General features: G+C 27.4%; 13 protein-coding genes. 12 read left to right on the top strand and 1 reads right to left on the bottom strand.

Translation table 11 applies throughout. The features are described from left to right. Positions 1–4 precede the first annotated feature (4 nt). The 12 genes from mutL (at position 5) to ACTG45_RS10140 (ending at position 13,634) form a co-directional block, all read left to right on the top strand. Positions 5–1,972 carry a DNA mismatch repair endonuclease MutL gene (gene mutL, locus ACTG45_RS10195; RefSeq protein WP_479920277.1) on the top strand — a complete coding sequence of 656 codons (1,968 nt, stop codon included), beginning with the start codon at positions 5–7 and terminating at the stop codon, positions 1,970–1,972. A gap of 37 nt (positions 1,973–2,009) precedes the next feature. Then, a complete protein-coding gene (miaA, locus tag ACTG45_RS10190; RefSeq protein ID WP_479920276.1) occupies positions 2,010–2,945 on the top strand; it encodes a tRNA (adenosine(37)-N6)-dimethylallyltransferase MiaA in 936 nt (311 codons plus the stop codon). Between the two features lie 113 nt (positions 2,946–3,058). Then, positions 3,059–3,322, top strand: coding sequence for an RNA chaperone Hfq (hfq, locus tag ACTG45_RS10185; RefSeq protein ID WP_021384721.1), 264 nt, complete (start codon positions 3,059–3,061; stop codon positions 3,320–3,322). 127 nt (positions 3,323–3,449) lie between these two features. Then, complete coding sequence (locus ACTG45_RS10180) at positions 3,450–4,730, top strand: methionine gamma-lyase family protein (RefSeq protein WP_479920275.1); 1,281 nt, start codon at positions 3,450–3,452, stop codon at positions 4,728–4,730. Between the two features lie 68 nt (positions 4,731–4,798). Further along, on the top strand, positions 4,799–6,145 hold the full coding sequence (gene pepV, locus ACTG45_RS10175; protein WP_479920274.1) for a dipeptidase PepV: 1,347 nt from the start codon (positions 4,799–4,801) through the stop codon (positions 6,143–6,145). Positions 6,146–6,279: 134 nt separating this feature from the next. Continuing rightward, positions 6,280–7,362: an SIR2 family protein gene (locus ACTG45_RS10170; RefSeq protein WP_479920273.1), complete on the top strand. Its 1,083-nt coding sequence runs from the start codon at positions 6,280–6,282 to the stop codon at positions 7,360–7,362. Positions 7,363–7,447: 85 nt separating this feature from the next. Continuing rightward, the gene (locus ACTG45_RS10165) at positions 7,448–8,080 is read left to right on the top strand and encodes a cyclase family protein (protein ID WP_479920272.1); all 633 of its coding nucleotides are present in this window, start codon (positions 7,448–7,450) and stop codon (positions 8,078–8,080) included. 51 nt (positions 8,081–8,131) lie between these two features. Beyond that, a complete protein-coding gene (locus ACTG45_RS10160; protein ID WP_021384713.1) occupies positions 8,132–8,671 on the top strand; it encodes a prolyl-tRNA synthetase associated domain-containing protein in 540 nt (179 codons plus the stop codon). Positions 8,672–8,720: 49 nt separating this feature from the next. Next, positions 8,721–9,407, top strand: coding sequence for a DUF554 domain-containing protein (locus tag ACTG45_RS10155; protein WP_021384712.1), 687 nt, complete (start codon positions 8,721–8,723; stop codon positions 9,405–9,407). Between the two features lie 181 nt (positions 9,408–9,588). Further along, positions 9,589–10,464 carry a hypothetical protein gene (locus ACTG45_RS10150; protein ID WP_021384715.1) on the top strand — a complete coding sequence of 292 codons (876 nt, stop codon included), beginning with the start codon at positions 9,589–9,591 and terminating at the stop codon, positions 10,462–10,464. Between the two features lie 313 nt (positions 10,465–10,777). Further along, positions 10,778–12,076 carry an acyl-CoA thioesterase/bile acid-CoA:amino acid N-acyltransferase family protein gene (locus ACTG45_RS10145; RefSeq protein ID WP_479920271.1) on the top strand — a complete coding sequence of 433 codons (1,299 nt, stop codon included), beginning with the start codon at positions 10,778–10,780 and terminating at the stop codon, positions 12,074–12,076. 166 nt (positions 12,077–12,242) lie between these two features. Continuing rightward, the gene (locus tag ACTG45_RS10140) at positions 12,243–13,634 is read left to right on the top strand and encodes a benzoate membrane transport family protein (RefSeq protein ID WP_021384708.1); all 1,392 of its coding nucleotides are present in this window, start codon (positions 12,243–12,245) and stop codon (positions 13,632–13,634) included. Between the two features lie 61 nt (positions 13,635–13,695). Here ACTG45_RS10140 and ACTG45_RS10135 read toward each other — a convergent pair whose 3' ends face one another. Beyond that, positions 13,696–16,113: an FtsX-like permease family protein gene (locus tag ACTG45_RS10135; RefSeq protein WP_479920270.1), complete on the bottom strand. Its 2,418-nt coding sequence runs from the start codon at positions 16,111–16,113 to the stop codon at positions 13,696–13,698. Position 16,114 lies beyond the last annotated feature (1 nt).

Here is a 16,114-nt window from a genome sequence, read left to right as displayed (position 1 = left end):
ACAAATGAAAAATATAATTAACATCCTAGATGATTTGACTATAAACAAGATAGCAGCAGGTGAAGTTGTAGAAAGACCTTCTTCTGTAGTGAAAGAACTTATTGAAAACTCTATCGATGCAGGTGCAAATAAAATTTCTATAGATATAGTTGATGGAGGCAAGAGTTTAATTAAGATTACAGATAATGGAATAGGAATACCTTCAAGTGAAGTTGAAAAATCATTTTTAAGACATGCTACTAGTAAAATTAAAAAAATTGATGATTTATACGACTTATATTCTCTTGGTTTTAGAGGAGAGGCCTTAGCATCTATTTCAGCTGTATCTAAATTAGAGATGACTACTAAAACAAAGGACGAGATTATAGGAACTAAAATATACGTTGAGGGTGGAAAAATAATATCAAAAGAGCCAATAGGTTCTACTAATGGAACTACAATCATTATAAAAGATATTTTCTTTAATACACCAGCAAGACAGAAGTTTTTAAAGTCTACTCATGCAGAAACTATAAATATAAGTGATTTAATAAATAAACTTGCAATAGGTAATCCAAACATTCAATTTAAATATACAAATAATAATAAACAAATGCTAAATACTCCAGGAGATGGTAAGCTTGTAAACACAATTAGAAGCATATATGGAAAAGAAATAACGGAAAATATAATAGATGTGGAGTTTAAGTGTAATCACTTTAAAATGAATGGATATATAGGTAATAACAATATATATCGTTCTAATAAAAACTTACAACATATCTATATAAATAAAAGATTTGTAAAAAGTAAGATAATCATAGATGCAATAACAGAAAGTTATAAGTCTATAATCCCAATAGGTAAACATGCAGTTTGTTTCTTAAATATAGAAGTAGACCCATCGTGTATCGATGTAAATATACATCCTAATAAACTTGAAATTAAATTTGAAAAAGAACAAGAAGTGTATATAGAACTTAGAGATTTTTTGAAGGTCAAATTGATACATTCAAATCTTATTGGAAAATATGCTACTTATACTGATAAAAAAACACAACCTAGAATTGCTATTAATAACAGAGAAAAAAGTACAGATTGTGAATTGAGAAATAATAATTTATTAGAATCTAATCTTCAAAATAACAATATTACTAAAGACAAAGATGAAGTTATTGAAGTTGTAACTTTATCGAGTGAAAGACCAACAAATGAATTTCAATCTGTAAGTGAAGTCTTAAATGCAAGTGTAGAAGACGAATTAAAAAATACTAAGTATCTAAGTGAAGATAATGCAAATGACAATATACAAGAAGAATTTCAAGTTGATGGCTCCAGAAACGAAGATAACTATTATATGGAAAATAGTGTTAGAGATAGTGAAGAGAAGTATTTAGATGATTCAAAACGTAAGTTTTCCTTATATGGATATATTGTAATTGGAGTTGTGTTTAATACTTATATAATTTTAAGTAAAGATGATTCTATGTATTTGCTGGACCAACACGCTGCACATGAGAGAATATTGTATGAGAGATATATGGAAAAGTTCTATAGACAAGATATCAATATGCAAATACTTTTAGACCCAGTGGTAATTGAAGTGTCAAATGTAGATATGCTTCAAATTGAAAACAATTTAGAGTTATTTATGAAATTTGGTTTTGAACTAGAAGTATTTGGTAATAATCATATAATGATAAGATGTGTTCCAACTATATTTGGAGTTCCTGAAACTGAAAAATTCATACTCCAAATAATTGATAATATAGAAGAGATTACAAGTAATTATGATTTAAAAGGAGAACGATTTGCATCTATGGCATGTAGGTCTGCTATAAAAGCAAATGATAAAATATATGATATTGAAATAAAAAGCCTATTAAAACAGCTAGAAGAGTGTGAGAATCCATTTACATGCCCTCACGGAAGACCTATAATGGTCGAAATATCTAAGACAGAAATAGAAAAAATGTTTAAAAGAATTATGTAAAATATTTGGGTAGTTAAAATATATGGAAAGGAATATTATGAAAAAAATACCACTTATAATACTTACAGGTCCAACTGCTGTTGGAAAGACAGATTTGTCAATAAAATTAGCAAAGGATATGAATGCAGAGATAATTTCAGCAGATTCCATGCAAATATATAAATATATGGATGTTGGAAGTGCAAAAGTTACAGAGGAAGAGATGCAGGGAGTAAAGCACTATCTTATAGATGAAGTTAAACCTGACTATCCATTTTCAGTCTCAGAGTTTCAACAAAGGGCAAAGAAATATATATATGAAATAAATCAAAAGGGAAAATCTGTCTTAGTAACTGGAGGCACAGGGCTTTATTTAAATTCTTTAATATATAATATGGATTTTGCAAAATCAGATGCCAATAACGAATTAAGAGATGAACTTCAAAATCAACTTGCTGAAAAGGGAATAGATTACATGCATGATAGACTAAAATCACTTGATGAAGAGGCTGCTAATAGAATTCATAAGAACAATACTAAAAGAGTTATAAGGGCACTTGAAGTTTGTCTAAGTGGCAAGAAAATGAATGACTTTTCAAGTGATTTAAAATTCAATGAAGAGTATGAACCTATAATAATAGTCTTGAATAGAAACAGAGAATATTTATATGAAAGAATAAATATGAGAGTTGACATTATGCTTAGAAATGGACTTGTTGAAGAGGTCAAAAAACTTTTAAGTATGGGGTTTAAAAAAGACATGATATCCATGCAAGGTATAGGTTATAAAGAGATATTAAAGTATCTAGATGGAGAATATACATACGAAGAAGCTATCGAAATAATCAAAAGAGATTCTAGAAGGTATGCAAAGCGTCAGATAACTTGGTTTAAAAGATATGAGACAGCAAAATGGTTTGATTTAGACACATATGAAAGCATAGACACATTAAAAAATGAAATAATCTTATATATTAAAGATTCTATAAAATAATATATAATTTTTTAAGTATACAACTTAATATTGAAAATTTATCATAACTTATATAGAATATAAGGTAGGAATATTTTAGAAGTTCAATTTAATCTTGGGAGGGTACAAATCTAATGAAAAATACAGTTTTAAATTTACAAGATTTGTTTTTAAATAATGCTAGGAAAGAAAGGATACCTGTTACTATATATTTAGTTAATGGCGTGCAAGTTAAAGGGCTTGTAAAAGGATTTGACAGTTATATAATATTAATAGAAGGAGACAATAGACAACAAAACATGATTTATAAACATGCTGTTTCCACTATACAACCTGGAAAGTATATTAATCTAACAAATCAAAACAATAATAATAACAATAATAATAACAACAGATAGATAATTAATTTAATTTAAAATGATTGAGAGGAGACTTATACTAACCTATAAACTATGATTTATTTGTTTTAGTAAAATAGTCTCCTTTGACATGTTTAAATAAAACCATAAAGAGACAGGTGATAAAATGCTTAATGAGACAAAGGAATTGTTAAAAGATTACTATGGGATAGATAATGATACTTTTAAACTATCACAAGAAGTAATGGAAGATATAAAAGATAAGTTTGAAGAATTAAAAGAAATAAGAGAATATAATCAATATAAAGTTTTAAAAGCTATGCAAGAATCTAAACTAAGTGATATGCACTTTAACTGGACTACAGGGTATGGATATAATGATATTGGTCGTGAAAAAATAGAGGAAATCTATTCTAAAGTTTTTAATACAGAAGATGCTCTTGTAAGGCCAATAATTGTAAATGGAACACATGCACTTACTTTATGTATACAAGGTATAGTTAGACCAGGAGATGAAATTCTGTCTGTTACTGGTAGACCATATGATACTTTAGAAGGTGTTATAGGGATAAGAGAAGAAAAAGGTTCATTAAAAGAGTATGGTGTTACATATGATGATGTAGATTTTTTAGAAGATGGGAATCTAGATTTCGAAGGAATTAGAAATAAAATAAATGATAGAACTAAACTTGTTATGATACAAAGGTCAAAAGGATATTCTTGGAGAAAATCACTTTCAATTAGTGATATAAAAGAAGCTATTGATGTAATAAAGTCTGTCAAACCAGAAGTTATAGTAATGGTTGATAATTGTTATGGTGAGTTTTTAGATACTAAAGAGCCTACTGATGTTGGAGCAGATGTTATGGCTGGTTCTTTAATAAAAAATCCTGGTGGTGGACTTGCATTGACAGGTGGATATATAGCTGGTAGAAAAGATCTAATTGAACTTATATCTTATAGAATGACTTCTCCTGGAATAGGAAAAGAATGTGGTCTTACTTTTGGAACTACTAGAAATGTACTTCAAGGATTCTTCTTAGCACCTTATATAGTATCTCAGGCTGTAATGGGAGCTATCTTTTGTTCAAGAGCTTTTGAAAAATTAGGCTATGATGTATTACCAAAATACGATGACTTAAGAAGTGATATTATTCAATGTATTAGACTTAATGATGCTGATGAGGTAATAAGTTTTTGTGAAGGGATACAAGAAGCTGCACCAGTTGATTCTTATGTAAAACCTGTTCCTTGGGATATGCCTGGATATGAAAGTGAAGTCATAATGGCAGCAGGAGCTTTTATCCAAGGTTCTTCTATAGAATTAAGTGCAGATGCTCCAATAAGACCTCCTTATAACGTCTATTTCCAAGGTGGACTTACATTCGACCATTCAAAAATGGGAACTTTAAAAGCAATTGAATTTATAAAAAAACTGAAAAAATAAGCATATTTTTTATTAAAAAGGTCAAAATATTTATTAGTATATTATGATGAAAATTGAAGGGTGATAATATGAAAGAGCAAATTAAAGAAAAAGTAAATTCTCTACAAGATGAAATGATTTCTTCAATACAAGAAAGTGTAAAAATACCTAGTGTTATATCTGAAGCGACTGAAAACTGTCCTTTTGGTGAAAATGTAGATAAGGCTTTAAGAAGTATATTAGACTTATGTAAATCTCTAGGATTTAAGACAGTATATAAGGATGGGTATTATGGATATGCAGAAATAGGACAAGGTGAAAAAATGATAGGTATACTTGGTCATGTTGATGTCGTTCCAGAAGGTGATTTAGAAAGTTGGAATCATCCTCCATTTGAAGCTGTTTTAGAAAATGGCAATTTATATGGAAGAGGAACACAAGATGATAAAGGACCTACAATAGCAGCGATTTATGCAGTAAAAGCTCTTATGGATTTAAATGTAGATTTTAACAAAAGAATAAGATTTATTTTTGGGGCTGATGAAGAAAATCTTTGGAGATGTATAAATAAATATAAAGAAAACAATGAAGAAATTCCAAATTACGGATTTACTCCAGATTCTAGATTCCCAATAACAAATGCAGAAAAAGGTCTTTTACAAGTTCATTTGACTTGTGATAGTAAAAGTGATATAGAATTATCAGTTGGAAAAGCCTTAAATGCAGTTCCAGGGAAAGCAATTTATATTGGAAAATATTCTGACAAATTAAAGAAAGAACTTGATAAATTAAACTTTGAATATACTGTTGAAGGAAATAAAATATGTATAATAGGGAAAAGTGTCCATTCAGCAGCAAGTGATACAGGTATAAATGCAGTAGCTAGACTTTGTATAGCTCTTAATAATATAGGTATAGATTCTAATATAATTAAGTTTTTAGCAGAAGTCATTGGAGAAGATGCTAATGGAAATAATATAATTTCTAATTGTAAAGATGATGTATCTGGCAAACTAACAGTAAATATAGGTAGAGTAACTATTGATAGTGAAAAAGAATTTGCTGGAATAGACATAAGAATTCCAGTAACATACAAAAAAGATGATTTTGTAAAAGAATTAAAGAAAATGACAGATAAGTACAATTTAACTTATAAGGAGTATGATTTCTTAGATTCAATCTATGTTCCAGAAGACACACTTCTTGTTAAGACACTTAGAAAAGTATACGAAGAAGAAACTGGTCTTGATGGAACACCACTTTCATCTGGAGGAGCAACTTATGCAAGAGCTTTAGATAATTGTGTTGCATTTGGAGCTATTTTCCCAGGAAAACCAGAAACAGAACATCAAGCTAATGAATATTTAATAGTAGAGGATATTGTAAAGGCTACTCAAATATATGCTCTTTCTATTTATGAATTATTAAAGATTTAATATAATATAAGGCTGTCTTGTAATAGGATTTTTTCTAGGAAAAGACAGCTTTATTGTTGTATTATCAAATATATGATATGAATATTTAATAGATATAAAAAAATAGTAGTAATATTTATATTAGGAGGAATCATATGAAAATAGCTATATTTTTGGGAGCAGGAGCTTCAGCAGCAGAAAATTTACCTATTCAAAATGAATTATTTAGTGAGTACTTTAAAAAGCTAAATCCTAAAAACTATAATACCAATATGAATAGAGAATTATATAATTTTTTTAAACAGATGTTCAATATTGATATAGTGAAAGATAATCTAGATAATGCAAACTTTCCTACCTTTGAGGAAGTTTTAGGACTTTTAGATTTAGCAGAACAAAGAAGAGAGGCTTTTAGAAACTTTGGTTTAGAGAATCTAAATAACAGAAGTGATAGTATACGTTTTTTAAGACAATATTTAATACTGTTAATGGCTGAAGCAATTCATAATACACCTAGAACAGACAATAAATATCATAAACTTTTAGTTGAAAATCTTTTAGAAAACGATTTACTTCTTGACACCACTTTTATTAGTGCAAATTATGATATACATATAGACAATACAGTCACTGGTTTAAGAGATAAAAATAATTCACCAATTATGCTTGATTACGGTGTAGAATTTACTAATTTTAAAGAAGAAATAAATTGGAGAAAACCAAAAGAACCACTAATAAAATTATATAAGGTACATGGGTCATTAAATTGGCTTTATTGCCCTATTTGTAATAGTGTAACCCTTACGCCACATGAAGGTGGTGTCATGAAACTTATTGAAAATAGTTCAGAGACAAAATGTCTAGAATGTGGTGAATTGACAGAACCTATTATAGTTCCACCAACATACTTTAAGAATATGTCAAATATATTTTTAAGTAATGTATGGAATGAAACAGAAAAAACTTTAAGAGAAACTGACCTTTTAATATTTTGTGGATATTCATTCCCTGAAGCTGATATGCACATAAAATACATGTTAAAAAGAGTACAGACAAATAGAAAAAAATCTCCACTTAAAATAATGGTTTTTAACAATCATTCAAAGAAACAAAGAATTACGTTAAAAAAAGAAGAAGGAAGATACAAACGTTTCTTGGGAGAAGATGTTATATTTACTGATAATTCCTTTCAGGATTTTTCTGTAAATCCATTGAAATTTATAAAAAATATATATTAGTATGGTATATAATGGAATAAAATCTGATAGAAATAAAATGAATTTAGGTATATAATATAAAATAAAACATAGGGGGTATATAAAGATGAAGGTTTTTGATTTAACTCATGTGACACATAATGACATGCCTGTATATGCAGAGCCTAATAGACCAGACATCAAAAAAGTAGCAATTATTGAAGAAAATGGTTATCAAGAAACATTGATTAGTGTATTTTCTCATAACGGAACTCATATGGATTCACCAAGACATATGTATACTAAAGGTGAGACCCTAGATAAATTGGATATAGAAAATTTTGTTGGAAACGCTTATGTACTGGAACTTGAAAAAGGTAATAAGAATATAGAGTTAGAATATCTAAAAAAATATGAAGATGAAATAAAAGATAGTGATTTTATAATATTTAAATCAGGTTGGTCAAAGTTTTGGGATAAAAAGCAGTACTATATAGGTTACCCTACATTAACAGAAGAAGCTGCAAATTATATAGCTGATACTAATATAAAAGGTATAGGTATAGACATGCTATCAGTTGATAGATATGATACATCAGTTTTTGAAGTTCATCATATTTTATTTGAAAAAGGAAAAATAATAATAGAAAATCTTACAAATCTAGAAAATGTTCCAGAAAAATTTCTATTTATAGCAGCTCCATTTAAGTATAATGATGCCGATGGTGCTCCAGTAAGAGCGATAGCTATCGTAGAATAATATCGCAAATAGGGTTAAAGATAACAAAGTATTTAAGGAGAAAAGAGAAATATGAGTGATTTAAAAGACAAAATTATGAAAGAGCAAGATGAAAATGAAGTGAATATGAATGAAACTAAAATATATAATGTCTTGGACAAATTAAATATTGAATATGATGTGGTAGAACATGAAGCTGTATATACAGCAGAACAACTAGTCATTTTAGATGAAATAACAAAAGGATGTCAATGTAAAAATTTATTTTTAAGAAATGCTAAAGGAAATAAGTATTACCTTATTGTAGTTAAAGGAGAAAAACAGGTTGATTTAAACTCACTTAAAGATAAGATAGGAAGTTCTAGATTATCATTTGCTTCGCCTGAAAGATTATACAATGTACTTAAACTTCTTCCTGGAAGTGTAAATCCTTTTTCATTAATAAATGATACAGAAAGAAAAGTGGAGCTTTACATAGACAAGGATGTAATTAAAGAAGATTACTTAAATTTTCATCCAAATATAAATACTAAAACTGTAAATATATCTAGAAAAGGCTTTGAAGAATTTTTGGAATATTTAAAATATCCGCTACAAAGTATTGATATTTAAGTTTTTATAATGGAAGCAAATCTTAATTAGCTAATCGAGGGGAGAAAAAATGTTTGGAGTAATAGCAAATAGTTTAGCCATTGCAGGTGGATGTATAGTAGGTCTTATAATCAAGGGAGGATTACCTCAAAGAGTAAGTGATACCATAATGAATGGAATCGCTTTGTGTGTATTGTATATTGGTATATCAGGAGCTTTAGAAGGAAAAAATACTTTAGTAACAATAATATCTATAGCTATAGGTGCTTTAATAGGAGAATTAATAGATATAGATAAATGGGTAAATAAGTTAGGAGCTTTTTTACAAAGCAAATTTTCTAAAGGAAATAAAAAGGATTCTATTGCAGAAGGTTTTATATCATCTAGTTTATTATTTTGTATAGGAGCTATGGCTGTAGTTGGTTCGCTTGAAAGTGGTCTTACAGGAAGTCATGATACTTTATTTGTAAAATCCGTAATAGATGGTATAGCTTCTATTATATTTACTGCTTCTTTAGGTATAGGTGTAATGTTTTCTGCAATATCTGTATTTTTATATGAAGGTATTATCTGTGTAGGTGCATCTTTTCTAAATGGATTCTTAAGTGACCCTGTAGTTACAGAGATGACAGCAGCTGGAAGTTTACTGATTATAGGCCTTGGTTTAAATGTACTTAAACTAACAAATATAAAAGTAGCAAATTTATTGCCAGCCATATTTATACCAATATTATTTGGCGTATTTGGAATAATTTAAAGAATAATAATCTAAGATTTGTCTAATTTTTTTAAAAACTTTAGACAAATTTTTTATTTAGAAGGAAAATAGCTTTTATCATCAAATTAATAATTATAGTATAAATAAGTTTAATATTATGATTATAAAGTTTATATTAAATTTATTTTATTGATGAAACTAATGGGGAGGTTAAAACTCAATGATTACTTTTGATGTAAATGGAGCTATTATCAGATTTGATGATACGAAAAATAATTATAATAAGATAAGGAAAATCTTTAAACTATACGCTTTAGAAATTTCTAAAAACTTTGAGAGGGATTGTTTAAATAATTTTCAAAACCTAAAACAAATATCAGATAGAGGGTTAAACTTAGGAGAAAAATATATAGAGGAATCTTTTAAGAAAGGCATTGAAACTATAGTAAGTTTTGGAATTATAACTATAGATATCGATACCTTTAAAAGTGTTTATTGCGAAAAATACTTGGATTTTAAGAGACTTTTTAATAATTTGAATAAAACTTTTATTATTCCAAATAAAAATAAAAAAAACGGTCATGCTAGCTTTTTAGAAATTGAATCAACCGTAAAAAAAATGAGTAATTATTTATATAATGATTGTTTTAAAATTCATTATGCTGTCGTGGATGCTCTTATAGAAAATAGAGTAACTGAGGTACATTCCTATATTGATGAAGAGTCTATAAAAAAATCTAATGCATTATTTAATAATTATAAAGATGGTTTTATTGGGAAGGCTGATGAATGTAAGGTCGTAAAACAAATAATAACTTTAAATCCATATAGAGAAGATGTATACGAATTCTTGGTAAAAGAAGATGGAGATTTTAGTAAGGAAATTGAGAGATTAACTGAATTTTTAGGCTATGATATAAAAAATTATAAAGCCTCATTAATGGACCTTTATATAAATGAGTTAATGGAGAGTGATGAAAGTGATGTTGAAAATGCAAAAGAAAAGATAGAAAAATATGCTAAATATATTGGATGCAGTGATGAAAATTTATATATAGCAAGAATTAATGCTATATATACTTTTGCAAATGCATAATTTCATTAAATATTAAATAAAAACATCAAATTATATAAATTTAAATTAAGAAATAAACTTATAAATAAAAAATAACCTTTATCAAAAACCATTCTTTAAAAAGAGTGGTTTTTATTTGTGCTAATTTTAAACAAAAGTAGTATGTTAGACATAATTTAAATTGAAAATAAAAGACACTATATTGACAAAATAAAAGTGGATTGCTATAATAAAATAGTCAATATGATGTCTTAATTTTAATGATTCATATTGTATTGAATAAAATATTTTAAATATGCAAATCACAAATAATTATTATAAGGAGAAATGAATTATGAAAATAAATGTATACAATTTAGAATCATTTGTAGATGAAAGAATGAAGATTATGGTTTCAGATTTAACACCAAATACTGAACTTAAAGTGAGTATGAAAATGGAATTTCCATGGTGTAAGGGAGAAGAATTCTCATCTTATGGAGTATTTTATTCAAACGAAAAAGGAGAAGTAGATTTAGATTCTGTTAAACCTATAGAAGGCACTTATAAAAAGGCTGACTGTATGGGATTAATTTATTCGCTGGAAAAATCTAAAACTGAAGGTAAAAATTTTGCAGAAAATATATCTATTGATAAACCAATAATCATGAATATGATATTTGAAACTACTACTGAAAGAAAAGAAGTTGAATTGAAGAGATTATTTAAAACAGAAGATATTACTACAAAATACATATCTGATGAATTTATAGGAAGGTTATTTTATAAACAAAACTCTAATAATAAAACAATTTTAATGTTAGGTGGTTCTGATGGGAGTTTAGATGCTTTAGACCTTTTAGCCGCTCCACTTGCATCTAGAGGATTCAATGTACTAACAGTTGCATACTTTGCTTTAGAAGGGTTACCAGATAAGTTAGAAGAAGTTCCATTAGAATATTTTGAAAAAGTATTTAAGTGGATTAGTGAAAATGAAATTACTAATACTAAAGAAATCTTTGTACATGGAACATCAAAGGGTGGAGAATTAGCACTTTTACTTGCTTCAAGATATGAACAAATCAAAAAAGTGGTAGTATCACAACCTCATACTTATTGTTTTCAAGCTCTTAATGGAATGCTGAATGGAAAGGATACTTCATCATGGTCATATAAAGGAGAACCAATTCCATATATCAATGTAGATAATGATATATTTTTTGAAGAGCAGGAAAAAGATATATCAAAAGGAATTACTTTTGGATTTGCTAGTACTTATAAGAAAAGTTTTGAAAGGGCAGATAATAAAGAAAATGCTAGAATAAAAATAGAAAATTCTAAAGCAGATATACTTATGATTGCTGGGAAAAAAGATAATATATGGAATAGTTATGATGCTTGTTTGGATGCATTAGAAATACTTGAAGAAAATAATTATCCATATAAAGTAGAATTATTAACATATAATAATATGGGACATCCATTACCAATTCCATATATTATACCTCTACGAGAGACATTATGTGTAAATATGGGTGGAGGAATCTTTTCTTCAGGTGGGACTATAGAAGGAAATACAGAAGGACAGTTTGAATCATGGAAAAGAACTATTGAGTTTTATAAAGAACCTATATTAAGTAATATAAACAACTAAAAATATACATGGCTTTCCATATATGCACAAAATCTATCAATTTTATAAATTTAATTTATTGTTTATGTAATTTGCATGTTATATACTAGTTTTAACGACATTGATAATTTATAAACAATTATAAGGTTGTAAATTTATAAGAGTTATTGAAAGGTGGAGTGAATTTATGGAAAGACTCACTAGAAGAGAGCAACCCCATATAAAATTTGGAATGTTCAAAATACGAATTCCATTTATACATTACAGATTTGAGAAACCAGAAGCTATTCAAGGAATAATATCAAGTATGACGAGTTTAGGAACTATTGGCCTTAGTACACAAATTTTGGGATTACCTTATGAAGTAGCATGGAGTATGGCTATAATCAACTCTATATTATACTGTTTACATGTATTTATGGGAGACCCAGTTGTACCTGGTTGGATTACAGCTTCTATAACTCTTACAACTGCATATTTGTTAAAGTTCAACATAGGTATTGAAAGAATACAAGCATTGACAGCTTTGCAAATAGATTTAGGAATTATATTTATTTTGATGGGATTAACTGGTGTAGCTGGTAAATTAGTTAGTAAAATACCAAATTCTATTAAAGGTGGGATACTAATGGGGGTTGGTATATCTACTGTAATATCAGAATTTAGCCCTAAAGGTAGATTTGATTCTTACCCAATAGCTATAACAGTAGGAATATTAGTTGCATGTTTTGTAATGTTTTCTGAAAGATTTGACACTCTAAAAGTTAAGAATAAATTTTTATTTCATTTAGGAGAATATGGAGTAGTATCAGCCATTTTAGTGAGTTTAATCGTAGGTATATTTAGTAAGGAAATAGGAATTCCTAATCTTAGCTTTGATAATATAATTTATATAGTAGACTTAAAAAAACTTATAAATACAGTGTCTCCTTTTGGAATAGGTTTTCCGAGCATGATGCTATTTATACAAGGGTTACCAATGGCTTTTATGATATACATAATTGCATTTGGTGATTTCATAACAGGTGAAAACTTAGTACTCTCTGAAAGTGAAAATAGAAAAGATGAATATATAGATTTCAATTCAAATAGGTCTAATGTTATAAGTGGTATAAGAAACATTATTATGGCAGTTATTTCTCCATATATACCAATGTGTGGCCCATTGGCTGCAACACTTACTGGAAGTGTTGCTCAAAGGTATAAGGTTGGAAAAGAAGCGATGCAGTCTATTTTTAGTGGCATGGGTACATTAGTATGGGTTTCAGCTATTTTTATATGTTTTTACCCAATTGCACAGATTGCTACTCCTCTTATACCATTAGCATTATCAGTCACACTTTTAGTTCAAGGTTATTTATGTACAAAGTTATCAATGGAACTATGTGATACTGGTGTAGAGAAAGGATTGATTGGACTTATGGGAGGTGTAATTGCTGCTAAAGGAGGAACATGGGGACTTGTTGTAGGTTTTATACTGTATTTTGTTTTAATTGATTCTAAAAAGAGAAGAGAAAAAAATATTAATTCAACAGAAGACTATGTATATGAAATATCAGATAAAAAGAAAAGCATTTAAAGTAAAATATGAGTTGTCATTATCTATTTATAGACTGATGGCAACTCATATTTTTTGTTTTTTATTGAGAACGTAAGCGTTCTGTAAGTGATTTTTTTTCTATATTTCTCACAAGTAATTCAGTTGTTAAAACTTGTATACCAATTAATACAAATGAAAAAATTAAAATAGTAAATATAGAAAATTTAAAATTAATAAAATCTAATCTAATTACATCTTTTATAAAAGTACAAAGTAGGCCTGAACCCAAATAACCTAATAAACTTGAAATACATACAGCTTTGATGCTTATGTTTAGACCTTCTCTGTAAAGCATCTTTCGAAGTTGCTTTTTTGTCATTCCAACAGCTTGAAGTAAGGCAAACTCTTTTTTTCTAATTAAAACACTATTTATTAGAATATTGGTCATATTTAGTATACCAAAACAGGAGATTAGACCAACAAAAATGTATGAAGTTATAACTATATATTGAAATGCTCTAGTAATCATTTCATAATCATCCTCATATGAATAAATCATTAAACTTGAATTTTTCTGTATGATGTTTAATAAACTTTCTTCAACTTCTTTAGAGCACTTTTTATCTATCAAAATAGAAAAATCTAAATTTGTATTATATGGTGTTAGAGATTCTAAGGTCTTATCCGAAGTAAAAAACATATTTCCTGAATTAGAATTGTCAATAATTCCTTTGACCTTCATTTGCTTTTTAATAATATCATTTCCACTAAAAATATCAAATGTAACTGTATCTCCAACTTTTAAATCTAATCCATAGGATTTCGTTCTATACTTATTTATAATTAAATCATCTGAGTTGAGTTTTTTATAATCTATTTTTCCACTGACAATGTATTTTTCAAATGATTTTGAAAGTTCAGGTGTAATACCTTTAATTAAAGTAGTAAATTGTCTATTATCTTTATCTTTGATGTAAGGGTCTATAATATTAACTTTAATTGATTTAGATTCAATTACTTTTTTTACTCCATAAATAGATTCAATTTCATTTTTAAGAGAATCTGTTAATGGGTTATTTTGCTGGATTTGTGTAATGCGCTCATATAAGTTATCGCTTTTAACGCTTACAATATAATTTTCGTTATATACAAATTGCTGTGACAACTGTTTTTTGAAATCTATTGAATTAGCAAGATTAGCAATTGAAATAAATAAAACTCCACTAATACTTAATGAAATTAATGCAATTAGGTTTTTCTTTCTATTTGATTCAATATTTTTTAATGCTAAATTTTTAATATTTATATAATTAAAATTTTTGATTTTTTTTCTAACTTTAGTTTCTGTGTATTGCATGGCTTCAATAGCAGATATTTTAGAAATAATTCTAGCTGGTTTATGTAAAGAAATTCTAACAGTTAAAAACATTACTAGTGATAAAATTAAGATTATAAATAAATCATCTATCATCTGCCATGCTAATGGTTGAATTATGTAAGTAATTATACAGGAGGTAATGACACCTAATGGAATAAAAATAACCGATAAAATATTTCCTTGTAGAGAAATAATCTTTTTTAACTGAAAAGAAGTCATACCTAAAGATTTCAACTTAGAATACATCTGAACTGAATTAACAACTGAAACATAAAATATACTATATATAACAAAAATACTAGAAAAAAGAATAACCATTCCAACTGCTAAAACTGTAATAATCTGTTCATTATCAATTAAATTTGATTCAATATATTTATCATTTAAATATATTTTATATTTTTCAATACCTAAAGAAAAACCAATATCTTTTAATTGTGTCTTAATAGAAGCTGAATCTTTCTTTGTATTTTCTTTTGATAATCTGACTAATATGTCTACACTATCAGGTCTTGTCTCATCAAAACTACTACTTTTATTTTGTAAAGATGTAGAAGTTGTATTCTTAAAATATTCATTTGAAACAACTGTATAATATTGTTTAGCCTTATCTTGATAATAATTTTCTAAGAGACCAACAATAATAAAATTATCTTGTATTTCTTTGCTTGTTATGTTATCACGATAATTTAATTTGATACTGTCTCCAATATCTTTATTTAAACCAAGTTGTTGTAAATATTTTTCAGAAATAGCAATTTCATTTTTCGTTTTAGGCATAGTACCTTTCAATGGTTGAAAATTCATAAGTTTAATTGCCATGTCACCTGCATAAATAGTTGACATCATATAATCTGTCTTCTTATTACTTCCAAGTAACTTGTATATTCCTACAGCACTAAAATTTTTATCTTGATATAGTATGTTCTTTGATTTTTCATCTACAGATTTATATATAGCATGATATGGAGATGCATTAACTAAATCTACAGAACCATTATATGAAACTAAGGCTACTGTTAACAGTAAACATGTAGAAATCATTATAATAATACCTGAAAGAGATGTTTTGAGTTTATTACTTTTTAAATCATTTAAAGCTATTTTTCTTATAAAGGCACGATTATTATTTTTAAACATA

Source organism: Clostridioides sp. LIBA-7602, from assembly GCF_056688945.1.
Note: the sequence above shows the minus strand (reverse complement) of the source record. Positions and strands in the feature narration are given on the sequence as shown.